Below are 24,623 nucleotides of genomic sequence, written 5' to 3' on the forward strand. Positions count from 1 at the left end.
CGGCCCCCGGGCTGTTGCTGGGCCGTCGGTGGGGTGGGGGTGGCTCGGGCCGGGACGGCGTTGGCCGCGGTGATCAGGGCGGCGGCGGCCAGAACGGCGGCGGCGAGGGCCCTGGCGTAACGGTGTCCGTGGTGGGGGGATGTGGGTCCGGGCACGGCAACCTCACAACATCGGCGGACGACGGCTCATGACACTCATGTATTAAGCATGCTTAATTCGCCGTTTAACCTAGAGGCTGCGACACTCCAACGGCAAGAGGTTCAGGGGTAGTTGGGGGTAAACAGGACGTGGGCGAACGGGACGAACCGGAAGTCATCGGGCGGCGCGTGCAGCGGTTGCGCGTCGAACGCGGACTGACGCAACGGCAGTTGGCGGAGCCGACGTACACACCCGCCTATGTGTCCACGCTGGAGGCCGGCCGGGTGCGGCCCTCCGACGAGGCACTGCGGCACATCGCCGAACGGCTCGGCGTGGACTTCCGGGAGCTCGCGACCGGGCGTTCCGCCCGCCTCGTCACCGATCTGCGGCTCCGCCTCACCGAGGCCCAGCGGGCCCTCGCCACCGGTGCGGCGCAGGAGGCCGCCGCCCAGTACGCGGTCCTGCTCACCGAGGCCGAGGAGCACGGTCTCGCCGAGGAACAGTCCGGCGCGCTGCTCGGGCTCGGCGAGTGCGAGATCTCCACCGGCGACCTGGAGAAGGCCCGCCAGTACTTCGAGCGCGCCGAGGAGTGCCTCGCCGACGACCCGCTGCCGGCCCGCGTCCCCGCCCTGCGCGGACGCGCCGTCGCCCACTACCTCGCCGGTGAACTCCGCTACGCCGTCTATCTGCTGGAGTCCACCCTCGACGAGCTCAACCGGGGCGGCCTGCACGACCCCGACGCGCTCCTGCTCCTCTACGCCTCCGTCATCGGCCCGTACATGGACATGGGCGCGCAGGCCCGCGCCGCCCAGGCCGCCGAGTTCGCGCTCGCCCTCGCGCCGCAGGTCGCCGACCCCGCGCTGGTCGCCCGGATGCACCGCTCCGTCGCCCGCACCCTCCTCGCCGAGGGCCGGCTCGCCGAGGCCGACGCCTCCCTCGCCAAGGCCGCCGAGCTCTACCGGCAGCTCCAGCTGCGCACCGAACTCGCCAACTGCCACTGGATGCGCGGATACGTCTACGCCCAGAACGGCGAACTGGAGCGCGCGGAGCAGGAGCTGAAGCAGGCACAGGACATGCTCGCCGCCCAGGGCGCCGTCCTCTACGGCAGTCAGGTCGCCGTCGAGCTGGCCGACGTACTGCATCGCCGGGGCCGCTCGCACGAGGCCTCCGCCCTGCTCCACGACGTCCTCGGCGACCTCTCCTCCGAGCGCGGCGCCGTCCACTCGGCCGCCGCGCACCGCCTGCTCGGCATCATCGCCGAGGACGCCCGCGACACCGAGGCGGCCGAGGAGCACTACGTCCGCGCACTCAGCCTCCTGGAACGCGCGGGCGCCGCCGGCGACCTCGCCGACCTGTGCCGCCTCCTCGGCGACCTCCTGCGCCGCACGGGCCGTGTCGAGGCGGCCCTGGACGCCTACCGCACCGGCCTCGGCCACCGCACGGCCCCCGGCACCACCACCCTGGGCCCGGCCCCGGCCCAGCCCCCGCTGTAGCCGGGCCGCTCGGGTCGTGGCAGGCCGCCCACCGAACTGCCGGCGGTGGACCTCGATGTCCGCGTGCCGTCTCCGGGTCCGGCGCCCGGACCCGCCACGGCGGTTCCGGGGCGCGGCGGCGGGTACCCGGCGGGCGTAGGGAGGCCGACCGAGCGGCCCCCTGCCCGGAGGTGGTCGCCGTGTCCGACCGGGAGCGGGAGCGGATCGCGGCGGTCCTGGCCGACGCGGTGCGCGGCGCCGAACCGGGCGAGGTGCCCGAACGGCTGTGCGCCGTGGCGGTGCGGCTGCTGCCGGTGAGCGGGGCGAGCGTGGCGCTGTGCGGCGAGGGGATCCCCGTACCGCTGAGCGCGAGCGGCCCCCGGGCCGCGGAGCTGATGGAGATGCAGGCCACCCTGGGGGACGGGCCGTGTCTGTGGGCCGCCGAGACCGGCGCGCCCGTGTACGTCCCCGATCTGCGGGGCGGCCGGGACGCCGTCCGCTGGCCGGTCTTCGCCCAGCAGGCCGCGGCCGTCGGGGTGCGCGCGGTGTACGCGCTGCCGCTCGGCGACCGCACGGCGTGCCTGGGCACCCTCGACCTCTACCGTGACGTCCCCGGCGAACTGGCCGGGGACGAGGTGCGTACGGCACAGCTCGTGGCGGACGTGCTGACGGCGGCCCTGACGGCCCTGCCGCTCGGGGAGGGCGACGGTCTGCGCCCGCCCGGTGAGGAGCCCTGGCTGAGTGCCCTCGCCACCGGCCACGACGTCGTCCACCAGGCCGTCGGGATGGTCATGGCCCAGCTCGGCGTCGGCGCGGACGACGCGCTGGCCCGGCTGCGCGCGCACGCCTTCGCGCAGGGCCGCACGGTCTTCGACGAGGGCCGGGACGTGGTCGGCCGCCGCACCCGCTTCGACGACCGCGACTGACGTCAGACCTGTACCCGCCCCTGCTTGCGCACGTCCGCCAGCCGCCGCACCCCGAGCTGCACGGCGGCCTGCGTCGCCTCGTTCGGTACGTCGCCCAGGCCGCCGTTGGTCAGGGCGAACCCGTCCTCGCCCGCCCGGACGGCGGCCACGTCCAGCGCGAGGGCGGTCGGCTCCCCGTCGGCGTTGTCCCCGGCGGTGCCCCAGAGGGTCAGTGTCACCCGCAGGCCCTGCCGCGCGTCCCCGACCTCCGGCAGCGGCAGGTCGGTCACCTGCACGTCCTCCACCGTGTCCTTCCCCGCCGTGGCCGTGAACCGGGCGCACTTCTGCGGCAGCTCCTTGAGCCAGGCCAGCGTCCGGTCCATGTCCGCCGGGCTCCGGCCGGTGAGCTGGTAGCGCAGCTGGGCGGCGGCGTCGGGGTCGTCGAGCCCGACGACCGCGCGGGCGGGGGCGCCGAACAGCTCGTCGGTGTACAGGGCGTCGAGGAGCTTCTGGCACTCGGCGACCGGTGTGCTCGCCTTCAGCAGCCCGTCCCGCCAGGTCGCCGCGCCCCCGGTCGGGAGCCAGGGCGCGCCGAGGTCCTCGGCGGTGATGAGGGCCGCCTGCGCCTGGCTGTCACTGAGGACGCGCGGCGCGGCGGGCACGGCGGGCTTGCTGGTGGAGGCCTGGACGGTCGGGTCGGCGGGGGCGGCGGTCGGCGGGTGCTCCAGGCCGAGGGCGGCGCACCCGGTGACCGTCGTGAGCAGCAGCGAGGAGGCGAGCAGAGCGCGGCGGTTCATCGGGGGGTGCCTCCTGACGTGGGGATGCGTGCCTCCTCCCACGGCAGCACCGCCGGTGCGGACCGACCAGTGCGGCGGGCCGTACGGGTTACGGGCGTTGCTGCGCACGGCGGAGAAGGGTGGTCGCAAACAGGTCGTCCGCAGCCGGTCCGCGCCGCTGGGGTCGCCGTATGAAGCGCGCCCAGCCGTCCCTCACGACGACGCCGGAGACCGTCCCGGCGCGCTGATCCACGACTGGATCCGTATATCGAAGCCCCGGGCGAGTGCCCCGGGGCTTCGATCGTGGGTGCTCGTCCTCTGCCCGGAGGAGCAGCCATGCACGACCACCGCCCCGCCTCGGCCGCGAACTCGACCTCTTCGACACCGACCCCCTGATGGGCGCGGGACTGCCGTACTGGCTGCCGGACGGCGCGATCGTGCGGCACACCCTGGAGGAGTACGTCCGGGAGGCCGAGCGCGCGGCCGGCTACCGGCATGTGTACTCGCCGGTGCTCGGCAAACGCGAGCTGTACGAGATCTCGGGCCACTGGGACCACTACAGCGACGACATGTTCCCGCCCATGGACCTCGGCGCGGAACAGATGCTCCTGCGCCCCAGCCTCTGCCCCCACCACGCCCTGATCTACCGCTCCCGTTCCCGCAGTTACCGTGAACTGCCTCTCCGCATCGCGGAGTTGGGCGGCATGTACCGCTCCGAGCTGTCGGGGGCGCTGGGCGGTCTCACCCGGGTGCGGGCCATCCAGCTCAATGACGCGCACATCTTCTGCACCCTGGAGCAGGCCGTGGACGAGGCCCGCGCGGCCCTCGGGCTGATCGGGCGCGCCTACGCCGACCTGGGCATCAGCGCCTCCCGGTACCGGCTCTCCCTGCCCGGCGCGGGCGGCAAGTACGTGGCCGATCCCGGGCTGTGGAGCCGGGCGACCGCGCTGCTGCGGGAGGTGCTGGACGGTTCGGGCATCGCCTACGAGGAGGCCGAGGGCGAGGCCGCCTTCTACGGCCCGAAGATCGACGTACAGATCGCGGACCGCGCCGGACGGGAGGCGACCCTGTCCACCGTGCAGATCGACTTCCACCAGCCCGCCCGCTTCGATCTGCACTACATCGGCGCCGACGGGGCGAAGCACCGGCCGGTGATGGTGCACCGCAGCGTGATCGGCAGTGTGGAGCGGGCGGTGGCGCATCTGATCGAGGAGCACGGCGGGGCCTTCCCGGCCTGGCTGGCGCCGCTCCAGCTGGTCGTGCTGCCGGTGTCGGAGGCGCAGGAGGGGGCCGCGGCCGAGCTGGTGCGGCGGGCGTCGGCGGCGGGGCTGCGGGCGGAGGCCGTCGGCGAGGGCAGCCTGGGGGCGCGGATCCGGGCGGCGCGACGGGTGCCGTACCTCGCGGTGATCGGGGAGCGGGAGGCGAGCGGCGGGCTGGCCGCCGTACGGCTGCGGGACGGCCGCCGCCCCGGCGAGCTGCCCGCCGACGAGCTGGTCCGGCGGATCGGGGAGCGGGTGGCGGCGCGGGGAAGCGAGCTGTGGGACCTGAACGTACCCGCATAGGGTCGGAGGTGACCGAGTTGGTTCGGAAGGAGTCGCCGGATGACCGATCAGCAGCGCATCCCCGTGATCATCGACTGCGACACCGGGGTCGACGACGCCCTCGCCCTGCTGTTCGCCGTACGGCATCCGGGGCTGGACCTGCGGGCGGTGACCTGTGTCGCCGGGAACACCGACGTCGACGGCGTGGTCCGCAACACCCTGACGGTGCTGGACGTGGCGGGCGCCGGGGACGTCCCGGTGGCGCGGGGTGCCGAGCGGCCGCTGATCGAGCCCGCCCGCTCGGCGACCGTGCACGGCAGGGACGGCATGGGAGACATCGCCGGCCTGCCCGCCCCGGCCCGCCGGCCCGTCGACACGGACGCGGTGACGCTGCTGCGCCGCGAGATCCTCGCCTCGCCCCGCCCGGTCACCCTCATCCCCACCGCGCCCCTGACGAACATCGCGCTGCTGCTGCGGACCCACCCCGAGGTGACCCGCAACCTCGAACGGATCGTGTTCATGGGCGGCGCGGTGGCCGTCGGGAACGCCACCCCGGTCGCGGAGTTCAACGTGTGGCACGACCCGGAGGCGGCCGCGATCCTGCTGACGGCCGGGGTCCCGATCACGATGTACGGGCTCGACGTGTTCCAGCGGGTGGTGGTCCCGGGGGAGGACGTACGGCGGCTGCGCGCGAGCACGGAACCGGGCACGCGGCTCGCCGGTGACCTGCTCGCCCACCGCCCCTCCGCGCCGGAGGCCGACGCCGGCGAATCCGCCGGGGGCCTCGGTGACGCGGGCGCGGTCTGCGCGGTGGTGGACCCGGCCGGTCTCACCACCCGCCCGCTCCCCGTGGAGGTCTCCCTGGCACCCGGCCCGACCCGCGGCCAGACGATCGTCGACCGCCGCCCGCGCCACGGTGAGTCCGAGACCCACCACGGGGTACGGGAACAGGCCCTGGTGGACGTGGGGTTGGACGTGGACGCCGAGCGGTACGCGCGGCTGTACCTGGGGACCGTGGAGCGGGGCCGGGGCCTCTCTTCCGGCCCTCGTGATCAATACACTTAGGGCGTGTCCTGCGACGCCTCGGGGCCGGCGGTCCGGGCGAGTGCGGTGAGGTCCGGGATCAGCGCGGCCAGTTCCGCCAGCAGCCTGTCCATGTCCATCACGTCGGGCATCGGGTGGACGAAGCAGACCCCGTCCGCCGAGACCGAGACGGCGGGGCCCGCGAACCGGATCAGCCGCTGCGGCAGATCGGAGGCGGAGAACCGCTCGGCCGTGTCCGTCACGTTCTCGCTCACCGGGAGGTACGGGACGCCGTCGGGGGAGCGCAGGCCGAGCTTCGCCGCGCTCCAGCCGCGTTCCAGGCGCAGGGCGGGGCGGTCGCCGGGCACCTCGAAGCACACGATCAGCCAGTGCCGTACGTCCCTGCGCCCGGACGGCTCCCAGCGCCGGGCGACGGTGACCCGGTGCTCGCCGAGCGGCCCGGTCGCGCCGGTGCCGTGCCGGGTGCGCAGCAGCCAGGGGAAGTGGCCCGCGTACCCCGCCCATTCCGTCCCGTCCGCGCCCCGTTCGACCCCGCTCCAGCCGGGCCGCCCGGCCAGCGCACGCATCGCCCGGTCCGCCTTGCCGGCCCGGCGCGCGGTGCGGAACGCGAGGGTCCCGCCGACGACGAACGGCGCCAGGACGATGACCGACCACATGATCCAGGGAAACATCGAAACATCCTCGCCCGGGCGGCCGCGTCGGCACATCGGGGGATCTACGTAGAGACCTACGCAGACGCACGTCCGCCCCGGCGCCGTGCGGCTGCCGGGGCGGACGTACCGGAGAAGAGCGGGTCAGGCGCGGGTCGCCTTGCGGCGGCGGGTGGCCACCACGATCGCGGCGCCGCCGGCCAGGAGCGCGGCGGCTCCGCCCGCGACGAGCGGGGTGTTGCCGCTGGCGCCGGTCTCGGCGAGGTCGCCGCCACCGCCGGTGCTGCCGCCGGTGACGGGCGTGCCGCTCGACTCGGAGGCGGACGGGGTCGGCGTGGCCGACTCGGTCGACGTGGACTCCGAGGCGGACGGCGAGGGGGAGGCGCTCTCGGACGACCCGTCCGAGGGGGTGGACTCGGACGCCGACGGCGACGGCGAGGAGTCACCGCCTCCGGCCGGGGCCGACGGGGAGGGGGAGGTCGGGGGCTGCTCGGTGGACGTGCAGTCCTTCGTGCCGCCGTTCCAGGCCGCGATCAGCTTGTCCTTGATGACCGGGCGGTCCGGGCCCTTGGGCAGGTCGCCGTGGACGAAGCCGTCCTTCGCGTCGAGCTTGCCGTCGAACTTCACCGCGCCCCGGTAGAGGTCGATCTGCGCGTAGCAGCCCGCGTCGGGGACGGAGATGTCGAGGGTCTCGGTCTGGCCGGGCTTGACCGTCACGGTGTCGAAGTCGACGAAGACCTGCTCACCGGAGGTGCCGAAGGTGGCGCCGTGGGCGAGGTAGGAGGCCAGGGAGGCGGTGCAGGTGCTCGCGTCGCCCGCCGTGCGGACGGAGATGTGGACCTTGCCGTCCTGGGTCGGCTTGAGGTTCTGGTCGTCGACGCGCACCGAGTCGAAGAAGTTCTTGCCGTCGAGCGAGAACTGGCAGCGGTCGGTCCCCGTCTCGGTGCCCGCGCCGGTGCCGGGCTGGTAGTGCCCGCCCGACTTCCAGCCGTCGCCGCCGGGCTGGGAGCCGGCGAAGGCGCCGGAGGCGGCGGCCACGGAGGCGGCGCAGAGGGTGAGCGAAGCGGCGCCCGTCCCCAGCAGGCGGCGCACGGTGACACGTCTCGCTATGGACATGCGTATCCATTTCTTGGCGATGCCGGTTCTTGGCGAATGCCAGGGCAATGCCAGGGCTGATTGGTCAGATCAGTGGTTCGGAAGACACACGGGGCCCTCGGGTCACAGGCGCCACAGTGTCCGCACATCGTCGTTCGCCTGCCAGATCGCTGTCAACCTGGGATAAACACAAGGCAGTTCAAGTTTGCATCACGACTTCATCACGTACGGAACGTTCCCCTCCGGACTATCCGAGGGTTCGCTTTCCCGGCAAGCTGGACAGACTTCCGTTCGTGACCGACCTCTCCGCCCGCAATCCCGACTGGTGGCGCCAGGCAGTCGTCTACCAGGTGTACCCGCGCAGTTTCGCCGATGCCGACGGAGACGGCCTCGGCGATCTGAGGGGCGTCACCGGCCGGCTGTCCCACCTCGCCGCCCTCGGCGTGGACGCCCTCTGGCTGAGCCCCTTCTACCCCTCCGAACTCGCCGACGGCGGCTACGACGTCGAGGACCACCGTGACGTCGACCCCCGCCTCGGCACCCTGGCCGACTTCGACGCGCTGGCCGCCGAGGCCCACCGCCTGGGCCTGAAGGTGATCGTCGACCTCGTCCCCAACCACACCTCGCACCGCCACCCCTGGTTCCAGGAGGCCCTGGCCGCCGGGCCCGGCTCCGCGGCCCGCGCCCGTTACGTCTTCCGCGAGGGCCGCGGTCCGCACGGCGAACTCCCGCCCAGCGACTGGCAGTCGGTGTTCGGCGGCAGCGCCTGGGAGCGGGTCCCCGACGGCCAGTGGTACCTGCACCTCTTCGCCCGTCAGCAGCCCGACCTGGACTGGAGCCACGAGGAGGTCCGCGAGGACTTCCGCACCACCCTGCGCTTCTGGTCCGACCGGGGCGTGGACGGCTTCCGCGTCGACGTGGCCCACGCCCTCACCAAGGACCTCACCGAACCCCTCCGCGACCTCGGCGCACCCGCACCGAGCGGCGAGGAGGCCCTGGCCGGCCTCCCCCCGGGCACCCACCCCTTCTACGACCGCGACGAGGTCCACGAGATCTACCGCGACTGGCGCCGTGTCCTCGACTCCTACTCCCCGCCCCGGACGGCGGTCGCCGAGGCCTGGGTGCCGGGTGCCCGGCGCGCCCTGTACGCCCGCCCCGACGAACTGAACCAGGCCTTCAACTTCGAGTATCTGCAAGCCCCTTGGGACGCCGACGCGATCCGCCGCGTGATCACCGACTCCCTCGCCACGGCCCGCGCGGTCGGCGCCTCGGCGACCTGGGTGCTCTCCAACCACGACGTGGTACGCCACCCGTCCCGGCTGATGCTCCCGCCCGGCACGGACGAGAACGCCTGGCTGCTCTCCGGCGGCACCGCGCCCGCCGTGGACGAGGCGCGCGGACTGCGCCGGGCCCGGGCGGCCACGCTGCTGATGCTGGCGCTGCCGGGATCCTCGTACGTCTACCAGGGCGAGGAACTGGGCCTGCCCGAGGTCGCCGGGCTCCCCGTGGACGTCCTCCGGGACCCGCTGTGGGAGCAGACGGGCCGCACCCGCAAGGGCCGCGACGGCTGCCGGGTCCCGCTGCCCTGGACGGCCGCGGGACCGTCGTACGGCTTCGGCGCGGGCGGGGCCTGGCTGCCGCAGCCGGAGTGGTTCGCGCGGTACGCGGTCGAGGCGCAGGACGGGGTGGCGGGTTCCACCCTGGAGCTGTACCGGACGGCCCTGCGCCTGCGCCGCAAACTGTTCGACGGCGAGGAACCGACCTGGCTGCCGGACACTCCGCCCGGCGTCCTGGCCTTCGCCCGCTCCGGCGGCCGGCGCTGCGTCACCAACCTCTCGGCGACACCGGTACCCCTGCCGCCGGGCGAGGTCCTGCTGAGCAGCACACCACTGCCCGACGGCACCGGTCCGAACCCGCTGCCGCCGGACACCACGGTGTGGCTGGCCTAGGGCCTGTTGGCGCCGTCGGTTTCCCGGCCTGATCCGAACGACAGACCTAGCCTCCCGTGCCCGCGTTCGCGGCGGCGCCGGCGGTGGAGTTGGCCGCGCCGCCCGCGATGCCGTCGATGTCCACCGGGGTGGACGTGGCGTTCGGCGGCGGGGTGAGGACGACCAGCGGCGCGCCGGCGGCCGGGGCGGGCGGGGTCAGGTCCGACTTGGGCAGCTTGGGCGGGGTGGTCTGCTGGAAGATCGTCGAGTCGAAGTCGACCAGGCCCGTCTTCTCCATCACCGTGATGTGGTCGAGGACGGTGTCGTTGGCCTGGTCGGCCAGGGCGCGCACCAGGGAGTTCTTCGTCGTCGACCGGATCTTCGCCACGGTGTTGAAGATGGAACCGTGCGTCATGCGCAGGATGTTGGCGAAGTCGGTGTCGAACTGCGCACCCGTCTCGCCCTTCAGCTGCGTCACGAAGCCCTCCTGCTGGGGGCTCGCCACGTTGGGCAGCGTGATGTTCAGCATCGGAGCGATCTTGCGGCAGGTGGTGTCGAGGGCGGCGTGGCCGTCGACGAGGTGCTCGCTCGCGGTGAGGACGGCCTTGCTCGTCCCCTTCTGCAGACCGATCTGGCCCAGCGGGTACTCCCACAGACCGGCGGCCCGCACCTTCACCACGAAGTCACGGTCGCCCTCGGTCAGCGGGCCCCACTGGGTGTTCGCGATGACTCTGTCCGTGGTGGTCGACACCGTGTCCAACCCCAGCATCGAGGGGTAGGCCAGGGCGCCCAGTGTCAGACTCAGGGCTCCGCCCACGAAGAGTGTTCCGATCGCGTTCCGCGAGAGTTGCACCGTTCCTCCTGCCCGGTCGGGGTCCGCCGACGGTAGGACTCCGGCGGGGGGCGGACGCACAGGAGTACGTACGAAGAGCCGCCGCGACTCTATGGGGTTCGTAAAATCTTCGCGGCGGTATGAGTTCCCAGGGGGGAGCCGATGCGAGCGAACGTCGTAGGGATCACGTACTACCCGGTGAAGGGGTGCGCGGGGGTCGCGCTCACGGAGGCGGATCTGACCCCGGAGGGGCTGCTCGGCGACCGCGCCTGGGCGGTCGTGGACGACCGGGGCGACCTCCGCCGGCAGGGGGCGGACCCGCGGCTCGCGGTGATCGCCCCGGACGTGCGGGACGGCGGGCTGACGCTCCGGGCGCCGGAGACCGAGCCGCTCACGGTGACGGGGCCCGGCCCCGAGGCGGACGCCTGGCTGACCCGGTTCCTGGGCCGCCCGAGCCGTCTGGTCCGCGCCGGCGCGGGCAACGCCTCCCGGCTGCACCTCGTCTCCCGCGCCAGCCTCGACGCCCTCAACCGGCGCATCGCCGCCCGCGGCGCCGACCCGCTGCCCCTGACCCGTTTCCGCCCCAACGTCGTCGTCGACGGCTGGACCACCCCCCACACCGAGGACGACACCCCCCGCCTCACCATCGCCGGCACCGAACTGGCCTTCACCGAACTCACGGTCCGCTGCGCCATCACCCTGGTCGACCAGTCCACCGGCCGCCGGGCGGGCCCCGAGCCCCTGCGCACCCTCGCCGACTACCGCCGGGCGGACGGCGGCGGGGTCGTCTTCGGCGCGTACTTCGCGGTACGGCGACCGGGACGGGTGGCGCTGGGCGACGAGGTGACACCGACCGGCTGAGCACGACCCCCCAGCACCCATACGGCCCTCCCCACCCGCCCTCCCCGCCGTTCACCGGTTCGAATGGGGTCATGAGCCCCGACAAGCACAAGCCGGAACACCGGGACGCCCCGGACAACCGGGGGCCGGAGTGCCCTGAGTCGGGGGGCCGGGGGCCGGGGGGTGGGGTGCCCGGGGTCTTTTCCCGGGAGGTTCATGTCGGGCGGCTGCGGCGGGTCGCCGCGGAGGCCGCCGCCGCTCGGCTCACCGGGCTTCTGGTGACGCCCGGCCCCGATCTGACCTGGCTGTGCGGCCACCGGCCGGGCGGCGCCCCGGACCGGCTCACCCTGCTCGTGCTCACCCCGGAGGCCGAACCCCGCCTCCTGCTCCCCGCCCGTGACCTCGCGGACGTCGCGGCGGGTCCCGTCGCCGGTGCCGTCCGGCTCACCGCCTGGGCCGACGGCCAGGACCCGTACGCCGCCGCGGCCGGTCTGCTCCTCCCGCACGGCCACTACGGCATCAGCGACGCCACCTGGTCCGTCCACCTCCTCGGCCTGGAGGAGGCCCTGCCCCTCACCACCTACCGGCCGCTGTCCACCGCCCTCCCCCTGTTCCGGGCGGTCAAGGACGAGGAGGAGAAGGCCCGGCTCGCCGCCGCGGCCGCCGCCGCGGACGCCGCGTACGAGGCCGTCCTCGCCGTACGGTTCAGCGGCCGCCGTGAGTCCGAGCTGGCCGCCGACCTCGCGGGCCTGCTGCGCGCCCACGGCCACGACCGCGTCGACCGGGCCCGGGTCGCCGCCGGAGCCCATGGCGCGGACCCGGACCACCGGCCCGGCGAACACCGGATCGAACCCGGCGACACGGTCGTCCTGGACCTCGGGGGCCGCCGCGACGGCTACGCCTCCGCCCTCACCCGCACGGTCCATGTGGGGCCCCCGCCGGACCGGCTGCGCAGACTGCACGAGATCGTCCGTACGGCCCGGGAGGCGGCCCTGGCGGCGCTGCTCCCCGGAGCGCCGTGCGCGGAGCCCGACCGGGCGGCCCGCGCGGTCCTCGCGGACGCGGGGCACGGTGGGGACGCCCTCCCGGCCACCGGTCACGGCCTCGGCCTCACCCCGTACGAGCCGCCGTACCTCGCCCCGGGCGGCACCCGGCTCCTCGCGCCCGGCATGTGCGTCCAGGTGGCGGCGGGTGTCCTGCTGCCCGGCCGGCTCGGGGTGCGGCTCGGGGACACCGTGGTGTGCACGGCGGCGGGTGTCCGCCGGCTGGGCGGCGCCGACCCCGCCCTCGGAGTGGTCACCTGAGCCGTCGCGCCCGGCGGCTCACGCCATCCAGAAGAACACCGCCGTCATCCGCTTCTCCTCCAGCGTCGTACCGCAGTAACCGGTCGCGCTGTGCACGAGGTTGGCGTGGTAGAGCAGCAGCCGGCCCGCGCGGTGCGGGACCCGTACGTCCTCCTCGAAGGCGTCGGGGGCGACGAACCGGGTGCCGAGGGCCTCGACGAGGTTGTTGTGCGGGGCCTGGACGACATTGCCGCCGAGCCGGCCGCCCGGCAGCGACTGCCGGTAGAAGCTGGTCCCGCAGTCCTTGGGCACGGCCGGGTTGAGGTACAGCACGGCCGCGTACCGGCACAGCGCGCGCGAGTCGGAGTGCGGGCGGGGGGTGCTCTCGCCCTCGCCGACGACCTGGACGCAGTTGTGGTTGAGGGTGCCGCCGCCGGGCGCCTGCTGCACCCACAGCCGCTGTGCCCCGGTGGCCCTGCGCACCAGCCGCTCCACCCGGGCGAGTTCCGCGGGCTCCAGGCCCGGCATGGTCCGCAGTCCCGGCCAGCTCTCGGAGGTGTACGGGTATCCCTCGACCCAGTCGTCCCTGGCCAGGCACCGCTCGCGGATCGCGGCGATGCCGTCCTCGGGGAGGACGTCGTCCAGGACCCAGTAGTCACGGCCCTGCGTGGGCTTGCGGTAGGGCAGGACGGGGAGGGCGGCGGCCCGCCTCGGCTGTGGCATGGACATGAAGCGAATCTAGGCCGGGGGTCCGTCAGTTCTCGCCCGCGATCTTCCCCGGAGTGCGTAGTGAACTGGTCAACGGGTCGTCAATCCCGGTCAAGGACGTGTCTGTCGCGGCTTCCCGGCTACTGCCCCTCGGGGAGCGGGACGATCTTCCCGTTCTCGTCGAGGGTGTGGGTGGTCCAGTACTCGTCCCACTTGTCGCCGACGTACTCCGGGACCTTGCCCTCCGGGTAGCGGACCCAGCCCTCCGGCGGCTCCTGGCCGTCCTTCACGCACTGGCCGCCGGTGCTGTTGACGGCGAGCGCCGGGTACTCGCCGTCGCTGCACTGCGCGTCCTGGAACGAGAGCGAGCACGCGGACAGCAGTCCGGCGGCGGTGGCGCAGGCCAGCGCCAGACCCACCAGGGACAGGGGCGACCTACGGCGGACACGGCTGCTCTTCTGCACGGCTGATCCCTCTCGACGCGCGCCGACCCCTCGCCGGCGTGTGCCATCAGCCTGCGGGGAGCGGGGCGAAGTCTCCTGAGTACGGGTACTCAGCGGGCGGGGGACGCCCTACTCGACCCCGGGCGGCGGACGCCTCAGAACCCCTCCCCCAGTACCCGTTCCACCAGCCGGAGTTGGGCGTCGGTCAGCCCGGGGTCGGTGAACTCCACCGGCGGCTGGTCGTCCACGGTCAGCGTGTAGTGGCAGGCGTCGGGCACCCCGGGCCCGGACGGGGAGGGCCCGTCCGCCGCGGTGAGGACCTCGTACGCGAGCTTTTCGAGCGCGGCCCCGTCGGGCCGGGCGGCGGTGTCCGCCTCGGCCCGGCGGGGTACACCGAGCAGTCCCCCGCTCCTGATCAGCCGGATGTGCATGGCGCCACCGGTTCAGTGGACGCTCAGACCCACGTCGGACCAGGCCTTCACCACGGACTCCAGCTCCAGCCGGGTGCCGTAGAGCCGCTCGGCCGTGTCCCTCGTCGCCTGCGCGAACTCCTGGAAGTCGCAGTTCTCGGAGAGCCGCCCGGAGGTGAGCGTCTCGTACCAGATGCGTCCCGCCCGCTCCCAGGCGAAGCCGCCGATGGCGACCGCGGTCAGATAGAAGGCGTGGTTGGGGATGCCGGAGTTGATGTGCACCCCGCCGTTGTCGGCGTCGCCCTCGACGTAGTGGGTCATATGGCTGGGCTGCGGGTCCTTGCCGCCCAGCATCGGGTCGTCGAACCCGGTCCCCGGTTCCCTCATCGACCGCAGCGCCTGCCCCCGCACCTGCGGGGTGAACAGACCCGCGCCGATCAGCCAGTCGGCCTGGTCGGCGGTCTGGTGCCGGTCGTACTGCTTGACCAGCGAGCCGAAGACGTCCGAGATCGACTCGTTGAGCGCGCCGGACTGGTCCTGGTAGACGAGACCGGCGGTGTACTGCGTGACGCCGTGGGTGAGTTCGTGGCCGATGATGTCGACCGAGATGGTGAAGTCGTTGAACACGACGGCGTCACCGTCGCCGAAGACCATCCGCTCGCCGTCCCAGAAGGCGTTGTTGAAACGGCGACGGTAGTGGACCGTCGAGTCCAGCGGCAGATTGGCGTCGTCGATCGAGTGCCGGGCGTAGGCCTCCTTGTACAGCGTGAAGGTCAGACCGAGGCTCTCGTACGCGCGGTTGACCGTGCCGTCCAGGGACGGGTCACCGCCCTCCCGGCGGACCAGGTCGCCGGGGAGCGCGAGGGTGTGGTGGGTGTCGTACAGCGTCCGGTCCAGGACGAACTCGGTGGGCGCGGCGGGGGAGACCAGACTGGGCGTCTCGATCCGGTTCTGCCGGAAGTCGGCGTCGACGGCCAGCGTGTTGTGCGCGGCCTCCCGTACGTGCGGGTTGTCGGCCTCGGTGAGTTTTTCGAGGATGAACGGCGGCAGGATGCCGCAGACGGGGCGCGGGGGACGCATGGGGTCCCTCCTCGGAAGAGGGCTTGCTCAAAGGGGTGATGGGCCACGAGTCCCCAGCGGGGGGACCCGGAGCCGGGGCCGCGTGACTCACGCAGGCCGAACGAGTCCCATGCGTCCTATTCTGCGCCCGGGCGCGGTCTCCCGCACGCCGGGCGGGTGACGGCGCCTCAGGTGGCGGGTGCCGGGTGCCGGGTGCCGGGGGTGCTTGCCGGGTGTCCGGGTGTCCGGGTCGTCTCAGTACCGCACCGCCCGCGCCACCTGTGCCTTCACCGTGCCGGACAGGTCGCGGTTGCTGCGGGCCGTCGCCGTGCCGGTCCGGCCGGCGGCCACGTCGGAGACGGTGACGACGACCGTGTCGAGGCGGTTGCCGCTGCTGTCGGTGAAGTCGACCTGGACGGCGAAGGACTTCGTGGAGTCGGCGGTGTTGGTGACGGTGACGTCGACCGTGGCACGGCCCTGGTCCGTGCCGGGCGTGCCGAGCTTCGCGTCGGACTTCACGTCGACGCCGTTCTTGATCTCGTCCAGTTCCCGGCCCGCCTCGGCCGTGGCCGACGCGAACGCCGACGCCGCCTCGGAGGCGAGGGAGGACGCGGCCGCCGTGGCCTCGCCGCCCAGCGACTCCACCGCGGAGGCGGCGATGCTGGCGGCCTTGCTGGCGGCGGACGACACCGACGAGGGGGTGTTGTCGTCCGAGCAGCCGGTCAGGCCGACGGCGCAGCAGACCGCCACCGCCGTCAGCAGCACGCCCTTGGTGCGCGGCATCTCGCCTCCTGGTGTCCGGGCCGGGCCTCCTTCCAGTGAAGGGGTGGCGGGCCCGCTCCGCATGCCGGGTCACCCGGACGGATGGCGGACCCCACCCGCGAGGTCAGCGTCGCGCCTTCTTGTACCGGCGCATCAGCTCCACGATCCGCGCCTGCTCGGCGCCCGCGTTCAGCGCGGTCAGCAGGTCGTCCGGGCACAGCTCGTAGAAGTCGCCCCAGTGGCCCCGGCGCCGGTTGTCCCAGATGCGGTAGCCGCCGGGCACGCCCCGGGCGACATAGCGCCGTCTGCTCAATCCGTCTCCCCTTCCCCCGTGAGTGGCATCCACAGTGTCCGCCACGGCCTTCATCCCTCGCGCGGATTTTCGAGGCCCGTCGTCCTCCCCGGTGACACCTACGCACACTTCACGCTCGGCGATCATGTGCTTACGCTGTGATGGTTGATTGGTGGATCGGTGGAGAGCGTGTGCGGGAGTGGCATGGGATTCGGCTTCGGACAGCGGCGCGGCGGGCAACTCCCCGTGGAGATCACCAGTTTCGTGGGCAGGGCCGAGGAACTCGCCCTGATCAAGGACGCGGTGGGGCGCTTCCGGCTCGTCACGCTCGTCGGCCCGGGGGGTGTCGGCAAGAGCCGTACGGCGCTCCGGGCGGCCGGGGCCTCGGCGGCGCGGTTCGCGGACGGCGTCTGGCTGGTGGAGCTGTCCGCGCTGCACGACCCGGAACTGGTGCCGGCCACCCTCGCCGGGGTGCTGGAGCTGCCCGAGCAGCCGGGCATGACCCCGCTGGACGCGGTGGTGGAGCATCTGCGGGAGCGGCGGATGCTGCTGGTGCTGGACACCTGTGAGCATCTGGTCGACGCCTGCGCGATGCTCTGCGACATCCTGCTGCGGGAGGCGCCGGGGCTGACGGTGCTGGCCACCAGCCGTCAGCCGCTCGACGTGCCCGGCGAGCACTGTGTCCCGATCGCCCCGCTGAGCAGGGACGACGCGCTGGAGCTGTTTCTGCTCCGGGCCGGTGCCGTCACCACCCTGGGCGAGGACGACCGGCATCGCACCCTCGCCCTGGTCGACCGCCTCGACGGCATGCCGCTCGCCCTGGAACTGGCCGCCGTACGGCTGCGCGCGGTGCCGCTCGCGGAGCTGGTGACGCGGCTGGACCGGCGGTTCGAGGTGCTGACCGGGGGCCGCCGTACCGCGCTGACCCGGCACCAGACCCTGCGCACGGCCATCGACTGGTCCTACGACCTGTGCACCCCGCAGGAGCGCCTGCTGTGGGCGCGGCTGTCGGTGTTCGCGGGCTCCTTCGATCTGTCGGCGGCCGAAGCGGTCTGCGGGGGCGGGGAGTTACCGCGCGCGGAGGTGGTGGGCGCGCTGATCGGGCTGGTCGACAAGTCCGTGGTGCAGCGCATCGGGGAGGACGGCGGGCGCTACCGGCTGCTGGACACCATCCGGGAGTACGGCGCCGGGCGCCCGGCCGGGGCGGAGGGCGCCGCCGACGCCGTACGGGAGCGGCACTTCGCCCACTACGAGCGGCTGGTGGGGCGGTTCTGGGACGAGTTCCTCAGCCCGGCGCAGGTGGCGCTGCACCGGGCGGTGCGGGAGGAGATCGCCGATGTGCGGGCCGCCCTGGAGTACGGGTGCGCGGCGCCGGGGCGGGCGGTGGAGGCGCTGTGGCTGGCGACGCGGCTCGGGCCGTACTGGCGGGCGGCGGGCACCCTGTCGGAGGGCCGGCACTGGATCGACAAGGCGCTGGAGCCGGTCACGGAGGACTGTCCGGAGCGGGCCTGGGCGCTGCTGATGACCGGGATCTTCGGGGTGTGGACGGCGGATCTGGAGACGGCGCTGGAGCGCTTCCCGCGGGCGTACGAGGTGGCGCGCCGGGTGGGGGAGTCGCGGGTGGAGCTGTCGGCGCAGGCGTACCTCGGGGCGCTGACGGCCTTCGGCGGGGCGGTGGAGCAGAGGCTCGCCGAGGTGGAGTCGGCCCGGCTGCGGATCGTCGCCTCCGGGGACCGGCTGGGGATCGGCGTCGTGCACTACGAGGCGGCCCTGCTGCGGGCCGTGTTCGGGGACCCCGCGGGCGCGCTGGAGCTGTGCGCGACGGGCCTCGCCCATCTGGAGGGGTGGGGCGAGCGGCAGCTGTACGCGTCGACGGTGACGACGAAGGGCGTCATCCACATGCTGGCCGGTGAGGACGCCGAGGGGGAGGCGTGTCTGCGGCGGGGCCTGGAGGCGGTGAGCGAGATCGGGGAGGTGCTGGTGGCGGCGCTGGCCGCGCTGGGTCTGGCCTGGCACGCGGCCCGGGGCGGCCGGCACACCCGGGCCTGCTGGCTGCTCGGGTACGCGGAGCACGCGCGCCGGCTGAGCGGGGATCCGGTGGCGCTGCTGCCCCGGCTGGTGGAGGAGCAGGAGGAGGTGCAGCGGGCGGTGCGGGCGGCGCTCGGCCCGGAGGCGTTCGAGCGGTGGCGGGAGACGGGGGCGCGGATGTCGGGACAGGAGGTGCTGGAGGCGGTGCGGGCGGACGCGGAGGTGCCGGACGGCCCCTCGGCCCCCGTACGGCCCCCCGCTCCCCGCAGCCCCACCCGCCCGGCGGACTCCCTCACCCGCCGCGAGCGGGAGGTCGCCGCGCTGGTCGCCCGCGGGCTGTCCAACCGGGAGATCGCCGAGCGGCTCGTCATCTCCAAGCGCACGGTGGACGCCCATGTCGAACACATCCTCGCCAAGCTGGGCATCACCTCACGCACCGAGATCCCGGCGACGGTGACGGGGCCGTAGGCATACCTACCTGGAACGGCGGCGGTCTGCTGCGGGGTAGGTGTACCGATCTTCCGCCCACCGGTGTGCGGGGGGCCCGGTGGGCGCGGCAGCCTGGTGGGGCCGCCCGGGGCCGGGACGGGCCGGGGGCCGACAGGCCGAACCCTCGGTCGGTGCTGTCATGGCAGGCGTCCGGCACCGGACCCGCCCCCGGCGGCACGCGGGGCTGCCCCTGGTCGGCGGGGCAGCCCCCACCAGGCTCAGCGGGCCGCGAGAGCCGCCAGCGGTTCACCGGTGAGCCGGCAGATCCGCCACTCGTCGAGGAACTCCACCCCGAGCGAGGTGTAGAAGTCGACCGTCGGCTCGTTCCACGCCAGCACCCACCACTCGAACCGCTCCCAGCCCTCGCGGACACAGGTCGCCGCGAGGGCGGCGAGCAGGGCGATGCCGTGGCCGGCGCCCCGCGCGTGCGGACGGACGTAGAGGTCCTCCAGGTGCATGGCCCGGGTGCCGGTCCAGGTCGAGAACCGCGGGAACCACAGGGCGAAGCCCACGGTCCCGCCGGTGCCGTCGTCCTCGGCGATCAGGACGTGCGCGGCGGGCCGCTCCCCGAACAGGGCCTCCCGGAGCTGCTCCTCGGTGGCGCGGGCCTCGTGCTCGGCCTTCTCGTAGGCGGCGAGTTCGCGGATCAGGGCGCGGATCTCGGGGACGTCGTCGACGGTGGCGGCTCGGATCATGCGCGGAGCATGGGCCAGGGGCGCGGCCGCTGTCCACGGCGTTTCACCTGCCGAGCCGGACGTCCTTCTTCCGCAGCCAGGGCAGCGGCGGTACCGCCGAGCCGAGATACGGCGTCATCCGTACCTCGAAGTGCAGATGGGGGCCGGTGACGTTGCCGGTGGCGCCGGAGAGGCCGAGCCGGGTGCCGGGGAAGACGCGGTCGCCGCGGCGGACGTCGATCCGGGAGAGGTGCGCGTACTGGGTGAAGAAGCCGCCGGGGTGCCGGACGACGACCTGGTTGCCGAAGCCGTCGCCGCAGGTGGTGGCCTGGACGGTGCCCGGTCCGACGGAGTACACGGGGGTGTCGGTGGGGACGGCGAAGTCCTGTCCGGTGTGGCGGTGGGCCCAGCGGTCGCCCTTGGCCGCGTACCCGGCCGAGAGCCAGTAGCCGCGGGTGGGCGCGGTCCAGGGGCCGCCGGTGCGGTGGTGGGGCTCCCGGCCGCGCCGGGCGACGGGGCAGTGGCCGGTGCGGCCGGAGGGGTCCACGGCGACCGGGTCGCCGCTGCTGTCGCGGGGGCCGCTTCCGGCGCCCGACGGTACGGCGGTGAGCAGGACCAGGAGGGCCGACAGTCCGGCGGTCGCCGTAGCGAGGCAGTGTTCTCGTCGCATTGTGTGATCATCGGACCGGCGACGGGCGGGGGTCGGGGCGCGCCGCCGGACACCCGCCGGATTTCAGTCGAACGGCTCCGCCAGCAGCCTGCGGTACACCTGCGACGACCTCGGATTCGCCGGGCACTGCCACACCCCGTGCGGACAGTAGTCGCTGATCGTCTGGTACAGCGGCCGCTGCCGGGCGAACCAGGTGAGCATGCCGCGTACGTACGCCGGGTTGTCGCCGTTGCGGAACAGCCCCCACTCCGGGTACGAGAACGCCTTGTGGTGCGCCCGCGCGAACCGCACGTGCTCGGCGAGGCCGTACGGCTCGTGGACCTGCTCGTCGAAGGACATGCCGCGCGGCTGGTCGTAGGCGTCCATGCCGATCACGTCGACGTACCGGTCGCCCGGGTAGCAGGCCGGCCACGGGATGGCGTCCCGCCCCCGGTTCGGCGCGAACTCGAACCGGAACCGCTGCCCCGGCACCGACCGCATGGTCTCCACGATCCGCACCCAGAACGCCTTCCAGGCCTCGGGATCGGGCCCGCACCGGTGGGTGTAGGTGATCCCGTTCATCTCCCAGCCCACCACCAGCACGGTGTCCGGGATGCCGAGCGAGACCAGCCGGCGGGCCAGCGTGCGGAAGTGCCCGTCGTACGCGCCGTCCGCCCCGTCGCGCAGCAGCTTGCGCACCCTGCGGTCGGACAGATGCGCCTCCGCGCGGTCCAGCATCGGCACGTTCAGCACGAACAGCCGGTCCGCGCGGGCCCGGCGCCACTGCGCCCAGTGGTGGAGATCGCCGGGCTCCCCCTCGATATGGCCCCAGTGATCCCCCGCCAGATAGGCGTGCCCGACCCGGGGCGTGGCCGGCCCCAGCCAGCCGTCCAGCTCGGAGACCCGCCGCACACCCTCCGAGCCGTAGCCGACGTAGGCCCCGAAGGGCGAGGGCGAGGGCGGGGGCCCGTCGGCCGTCTTCCCGTCGGGCACCCCCGCCGCCCCCTCCCCGTCGCGGACGCACGCGGGACCGGCGAGAAGGACGAGGGTGACCAGAAGGAGCGTCAGGAAGGGGCGAAGGGGGCGAGGAAGGTGGATGGGGTGATGATGATGAAATCTGCGGATTGCTGACGGGGGCACCGGTTCATGATGACCGCCCGCCCCCCACCGGCAACCCGGAATCACTCGCGAACCACCCGTACCGGGGACGCGGTTCCCGCACCAGGAAGACATCCACGGAGTCCTCCCGCTCGAACACGAAACCGTGCCGCTCGTACAGCCGGCGGGCGGCGCTGCCCTGCAGGACGTCGAGCCGCACCCGCCGCCCGTCACGGTCGGCGTCCTCCAGCAACCGCTTCAGCAGCGCGGTCCCGATGCCCCGCCCCTGCACCCGCGGGGCGAGATAGAAGTGCTCCAGCCAGTGCGCGTCCTCGGCCGGCCGCAGCGCGACACACCCCACCACCGCGCCGTCCTCCTCCTCGACGACCAGCGTGTGCTCGGGCACCCAGGCGTCCCGCAGCCGTTGCCGCACCCGGTGCTCGTCGTACCGACCGAGCCGCTCCAGATCCCCCCGCATCGCCGCCGCCCGCACCTCGGCGACGGCCTCCAGGTCCGCCCCGGTCGCCTGCCGCGTCCTCCACTCAGCCATGCGGGGATGTTACGAGTCCGCGGTCGGCAACCGATGGGCCGGTCGGCGGCAACGGACCAGTGAACGGCCAGTACGCGCATCCGTTCCCCCCACAAGGAGCCAACCATGCGCAGAAACCGCAGGCACAGCACGCGCCCCAGGCACCTGGCACGACTGTTCACCGTCCTCGCGGCCCTCGCCGCCCTCCTCCACGCGACCGGCGTCGCGGCCCCCCGCGCCGAGGCCGCCGACGAGTGGAACCCGCCCAGCACCCTCGTCCAGCCCCTGAACGAGGTCTGGAACCACGTCTCCGCCACCTACCCCGACCTCTACGGCTTCCGCAACTACGGCTGGGACCAGGTCATGGCCAACCGCGGCAGCATCAACTACTGCGTCCGCTGGGAGTCCGACGCCCCCGTCAGCACCGCCCTGCGCGACCGCATCCACACGGCCCTGAAGAAGCAGTTCGCGAAGTGGATGGCGGCCCAGACCGAGAACGGCCGGGCCTACAACAACTGGCCCTACACCACGGTCCCGGTGAACATCGTCGGCTGGGCGGTCAAGAACCGCTCCACCCTCCAGTGGACCGACACCTCCGTCGACGTCTACACCAACGTCCTCGACTCGGCCGGCGCCCCGCAGTGCGCCCCCGACTGCGGCCGCTTCTTCCACCAGGACGGCAACTACTCCCGCTGCCCCGGCGGCACCGCCCGCCACTACGACCAGTCCCTCTGGCTCACCAAGGGCTTCCAGGGCGGCGCCGGCGGTGACTGGGGCCAGCGCGTCGGCCAGGAGTACTTCACCTCCGCCCTCGGCCAGGAGGACATCCACATCTACCTCCACGAGGTAGGCCACACCTTCGGCCTCGACGACTTCTACGACTGGACCCCCACCGGCCAGTGCTGCTTCCTGATGAACGCCGGCACCGCCACCCGGATCACCGACTTCGACAAGTGGATGCTCCGGGACTTCTGGCGCCACCTGAAGAGCCGTTACGGCCTCTGAGCGACCCGGCGCCGCGTGATGTTCCGTCATCTATTCCTCGGCAACAGGCAACCCTGACCCGCCCTTTACCTCTCTCACAGAGTGCTCACAGTCCTCGGCCCGTGGGTGCGTGGGGTGTGCCCGTGTGTGTCCGGGCCGGGGATGTGGGCTGGCCTGTCCGATGCCAGTGACCATGGCACTCGCAGACGAGGAACCGATGACCAGATCGCAACACCGCAAGGGCCTCAAGCGCGGCGCGTTCGCCGCGGGGGCCGCGCTCACCGTCGTCGCCGTCGCCGGGGCCGCCCCCGGCGCCGGTGCGGCGCCGCAGAGCACCGCAGGGAAGCCGAAGCTGAAGCTGATCGCCGCGTCGAAGGCGGTGACGCTCGACCGGTACGAGTGGGACGGGGGCTTCCAGCTCGACTTCGACCTCGGCACCTATCTGACCGTCGACAACGCGCCGCTGGAGTTCAAGACCACGCGCAAGTCGTACAAGGACCCGGTCGTCGTGCAGCAGATCCTGCGCAACGGGTCGAGGGTGACGACGAAGAAGCTGCCCGCCGGGCTCGTCAAGGACTTCAAGGGGCTGCCGGACTTCCTGGAGATCTCCGTGAAGAACAGCGCCGGGACGGAGGTGAAGAAGATCAAGAGCACCTTCTGTCCGAACAACGCCTCCGGACGGCTGCGCCCCGACGCGCCCGCCACCTCGCACTATCCGGAGAGCTGCCCCACCAACCCGTTCACACTCGGCTCGGTGTGGGGTGTGGAGAAGGGCTGGGCGGCCAACACCACCACCCAGGACTACGACCACCCGGTGGACCTGGCGGCCGGTGAGTACACGGCCAAGGTGTCGATCGCGAAGAAGTACCGGGATCTCTTCGGGATCCCGAACGACTCGCCGACCATCAAGGTGACCGTCCGGCAGAACACCGACGGGGGCGGGGAAGGCGGCGGGGTCGGACTGACCCGCGGGTCCATGTCCCACGACATGGCCGGCATGGACCACAGCGGTATGGCCGGCATGGACCACGGCGCCATGGCCGGTGCCGGGCACCACTACGGGCCGCGCGGCGCCGACGCGCCCGTGCCCTCCGCCCTCTCGCACGCCCTCGAGGACCGCGGTCTCGCCCACCACCTGGGCGACGGCTCCGGCCACACCGACGGCTCGCGCATCGCGCCCGCGCTCAAGGCCAACAGCAAGCGGCCCAGCGGACGCGCGGCCGTTCCCGCCAACGCGCCCAAGCCGGACCTGCGGTCGCTGCCCGCCTGGGACATCGCCATCACCGACGGCGAGGACGGCGACGCCGCCGGCCGCGACTACCTCGCCTTCAGCGCCAACGTCTGGAACGCCGGCCCCGCGCCGCTCGTCGTGGACGGCTTCCGCAAGCCGGGCGCCGACCTGATGGACTCGTACCAGTACTTCTACGACGCCAAGGGCAAGCAGATCGGCTACACCCCCGCCGGCACCATGGAGTGGGACCCGCGGATCGGCCACGAGCACTGGCACTTCACCGACTTCGCCAGCTACCACCTGCTCTCCGCCGACAAGACCGACATCGTCAAGAGCGGCAAGGAGGCCTTCTGCCTCGCCAACACCGACGCGGTCGACTACACGGTGAAGAACGCCAACTGGCACCCGTACAACACCGACCTGTCCACCGCCTGCGGCCAGAAGAGCTCCATCTCCGTCCGCGAGGTCCTCGACGTCGGCTCCGGTGACACCTACACCCAGTACCGTCCGGGCCAGTCCTTCGACATCACCGACCTGGCCAACGGGACGTACTACATCCAGGTGGTCGCCAACCCGGCCAAGCGCCTGAAGGAGACCAACGTCAACAACAACATCTCCTACCGCAAGGTCATCCTGGGCGGCACGCCCGGTCACCGCACGGTCAAGACCCCGCCGTACGACCTGATCAACGCGCCGTAGTCCCCTACGACCGGTCGCCCTACCGCGCCCCGTCCGCCCCGGCCCGCCTCGGCGGACGGGGCGG

General features: G+C 73.3%; 23 protein-coding genes and 1 pseudogene. 10 read left to right on the plus strand and 14 right to left on the minus strand.

The genetic code is table 11. The features are described 5' to 3' along the window. Positions 1-287 precede the first annotated feature (287 nt). Entirely contained in the window at positions 288-1,631 is a 1,344-nt protein-coding gene (locus AQJ64_RS39970) for a helix-turn-helix domain-containing protein (protein ID WP_055633055.1), read from the plus strand. Between the two features lie 179 nt (positions 1,632-1,810). Next, the gene (locus AQJ64_RS39975) at positions 1,811-2,536 is read left to right on the plus strand and encodes a GAF and ANTAR domain-containing protein (protein WP_240512557.1); all 726 of its coding nucleotides are present in this window, start codon (positions 1,811-1,813) and stop codon (positions 2,534-2,536) included. Positions 2,537-2,538: 2 nt separating this feature from the next. On the opposite strand, the gene AQJ64_RS39980 is transcribed toward AQJ64_RS39975, so the two are convergent. Next, on the minus strand, positions 2,539-3,312 hold the full coding sequence (locus AQJ64_RS39980; protein WP_055633057.1) for a hypothetical protein: 774 nt from the start codon (positions 3,310-3,312) through the stop codon (positions 2,539-2,541). A 315-nt stretch (positions 3,313-3,627) separates the two neighbouring features. Between AQJ64_RS39980 and thrS the strand changes: the two are divergent. Both thrS and AQJ64_RS39990 read left to right on the plus strand, forming a co-directional pair. After that, positions 3,628-4,853 (plus strand): annotated as a pseudogene (gene thrS, locus AQJ64_RS39985) (threonine--tRNA ligase). Between the two features lie 39 nt (positions 4,854-4,892). Next, positions 4,893-5,897: a nucleoside hydrolase gene (locus tag AQJ64_RS39990; protein ID WP_055633058.1), complete on the plus strand. Its 1,005-nt coding sequence runs from the start codon at positions 4,893-4,895 to the stop codon at positions 5,895-5,897. Here the strand turns inward: AQJ64_RS39990 and AQJ64_RS39995 are convergent. Then, a complete protein-coding gene (locus AQJ64_RS39995; protein ID WP_055633059.1) occupies positions 5,894-6,547 on the minus strand; it encodes a hypothetical protein in 654 nt (217 codons plus the stop codon). The two genes, AQJ64_RS39990 and AQJ64_RS39995, sit on opposite strands and share 4 nt — an antisense overlap. A gap of 123 nt (positions 6,548-6,670) precedes the next feature. Continuing rightward, the gene (locus AQJ64_RS40000; protein ID WP_055633060.1) at positions 6,671-7,642 is read right to left on the minus strand and encodes an LAETG motif-containing sortase-dependent surface protein; all 972 of its coding nucleotides are present in this window, start codon (positions 7,640-7,642) and stop codon (positions 6,671-6,673) included. 272 nt (positions 7,643-7,914) lie between these two features. Here AQJ64_RS40000 and AQJ64_RS40005 point away from each other — a divergent pair, with 272 nt between their 5' ends. After that, entirely contained in the window at positions 7,915-9,570 is a 1,656-nt protein-coding gene (locus AQJ64_RS40005) for a glycoside hydrolase family 13 protein (protein WP_079062217.1), read from the plus strand. A gap of 46 nt (positions 9,571-9,616) precedes the next feature. Here the strand turns inward: AQJ64_RS40005 and AQJ64_RS40010 are convergent, their stop codons facing one another. Then, on the minus strand, positions 9,617-10,402 hold the full coding sequence (locus tag AQJ64_RS40010) for a DUF4142 domain-containing protein (RefSeq protein WP_397802552.1): 786 nt from the start codon (positions 10,400-10,402) through the stop codon (positions 9,617-9,619). Positions 10,403-10,543: 141 nt separating this feature from the next. Between AQJ64_RS40010 and AQJ64_RS40015 the strand changes: the two genes are divergently transcribed. Further along, entirely contained in the window at positions 10,544-11,242 is a 699-nt protein-coding gene (locus tag AQJ64_RS40015) for an MOSC domain-containing protein (RefSeq protein ID WP_059203434.1), read from the plus strand. A 71-nt stretch (positions 11,243-11,313) separates the two neighbouring features. Next, positions 11,314-12,525, plus strand: coding sequence for a M24 family metallopeptidase (locus AQJ64_RS40020; RefSeq protein WP_079062218.1), 1,212 nt, complete (start codon positions 11,314-11,316; stop codon positions 12,523-12,525). Between the two features lie 18 nt (positions 12,526-12,543). Here AQJ64_RS40020 and AQJ64_RS40025 read toward each other — a convergent pair whose 3' ends face one another. The 6 genes from AQJ64_RS40025 to AQJ64_RS40050 form a co-directional block, all read right to left on the minus strand. After that, positions 12,544-13,233: a DUF6445 family protein gene (locus tag AQJ64_RS40025; RefSeq protein WP_099054122.1), complete on the minus strand. Its 690-nt coding sequence runs from the start codon at positions 13,231-13,233 to the stop codon at positions 12,544-12,546. A gap of 119 nt (positions 13,234-13,352) precedes the next feature. Beyond that, positions 13,353-13,676, minus strand: a complete 324-nt coding sequence (locus AQJ64_RS40030) for an SCO0607 family lipoprotein (RefSeq protein ID WP_055637919.1) — start codon at positions 13,674-13,676, stop codon at positions 13,353-13,355. Positions 13,677-13,810: 134 nt separating this feature from the next. Beyond that, on the minus strand, positions 13,811-14,086 hold the full coding sequence (locus tag AQJ64_RS40035) for a protealysin inhibitor emfourin (RefSeq protein WP_055637918.1): 276 nt from the start codon (positions 14,084-14,086) through the stop codon (positions 13,811-13,813). Positions 14,087-14,098: 12 nt separating this feature from the next. Beyond that, entirely contained in the window at positions 14,099-15,145 is a 1,047-nt protein-coding gene (locus AQJ64_RS40040) for a M4 family metallopeptidase (RefSeq protein WP_055637917.1), read from the minus strand. 234 nt (positions 15,146-15,379) lie between these two features. Beyond that, positions 15,380-15,907: an FxLYD domain-containing protein gene (locus tag AQJ64_RS40045; protein ID WP_055637916.1), complete on the minus strand. Its 528-nt coding sequence runs from the start codon at positions 15,905-15,907 to the stop codon at positions 15,380-15,382. Between the two features lie 103 nt (positions 15,908-16,010). Then, entirely contained in the window at positions 16,011-16,199 is a 189-nt protein-coding gene (locus AQJ64_RS40050; protein WP_055637915.1) for a hypothetical protein, read from the minus strand. Positions 16,200-16,382: 183 nt separating this feature from the next. On the opposite strand from AQJ64_RS40050, the gene AQJ64_RS40055 reads away from it, so the two are divergent. After that, complete coding sequence (locus tag AQJ64_RS40055) at positions 16,383-18,674, plus strand: LuxR C-terminal-related transcriptional regulator (RefSeq protein WP_059203436.1); 2,292 nt, start codon at positions 16,383-16,385, stop codon at positions 18,672-18,674. A 239-nt stretch (positions 18,675-18,913) separates the two neighbouring features. On the opposite strand, the gene AQJ64_RS40060 is transcribed toward AQJ64_RS40055, so the two are convergent. The 4 genes from AQJ64_RS40060 to AQJ64_RS40075 all read right to left on the minus strand — a co-directional run bounded on the left by AQJ64_RS40060 (position 18,914) and on the right by AQJ64_RS40075 (position 21,666). Next, positions 18,914-19,390: a GNAT family N-acetyltransferase gene (locus AQJ64_RS40060; protein ID WP_055635001.1), complete on the minus strand. Its 477-nt coding sequence runs from the start codon at positions 19,388-19,390 to the stop codon at positions 18,914-18,916. Between the two features lie 43 nt (positions 19,391-19,433). Continuing rightward, positions 19,434-20,039, minus strand: a complete 606-nt coding sequence (locus tag AQJ64_RS40065) for a M23 family metallopeptidase (protein ID WP_055635002.1) — start codon at positions 20,037-20,039, stop codon at positions 19,434-19,436. A gap of 63 nt (positions 20,040-20,102) precedes the next feature. Continuing rightward, positions 20,103-21,116 (minus strand): glycoside hydrolase family 26 protein, encoded by a 1,014-nt coding sequence (locus tag AQJ64_RS40070; protein WP_055635005.1) that lies wholly within the window; start codon positions 21,114-21,116, stop codon positions 20,103-20,105. Positions 21,117-21,162: 46 nt separating this feature from the next. Further along, positions 21,163-21,666 (minus strand): GNAT family N-acetyltransferase, encoded by a 504-nt coding sequence (locus AQJ64_RS40075; protein WP_055635003.1) that lies wholly within the window; start codon positions 21,664-21,666, stop codon positions 21,163-21,165. 105 nt (positions 21,667-21,771) lie between these two features. Between AQJ64_RS40075 and AQJ64_RS40080 the strand changes: the two genes are divergently transcribed. Then, on the plus strand, positions 21,772-22,650 hold the full coding sequence (locus AQJ64_RS40080) for a zinc metalloprotease (RefSeq protein WP_079062219.1): 879 nt from the start codon (positions 21,772-21,774) through the stop codon (positions 22,648-22,650). Positions 22,651-22,846: 196 nt separating this feature from the next. Continuing rightward, entirely contained in the window at positions 22,847-24,559 is a 1,713-nt protein-coding gene (locus AQJ64_RS40085) for a lysyl oxidase family protein (protein WP_167738984.1), read from the plus strand. Positions 24,560-24,623 lie beyond the last annotated feature (64 nt).

Source organism: Streptomyces griseoruber (assembly GCF_001514205.1).
Taxonomy (GTDB): Bacteria; Actinomycetota; Actinomycetes; order Streptomycetales; family Streptomycetaceae; genus Streptomyces; species Streptomyces griseoruber.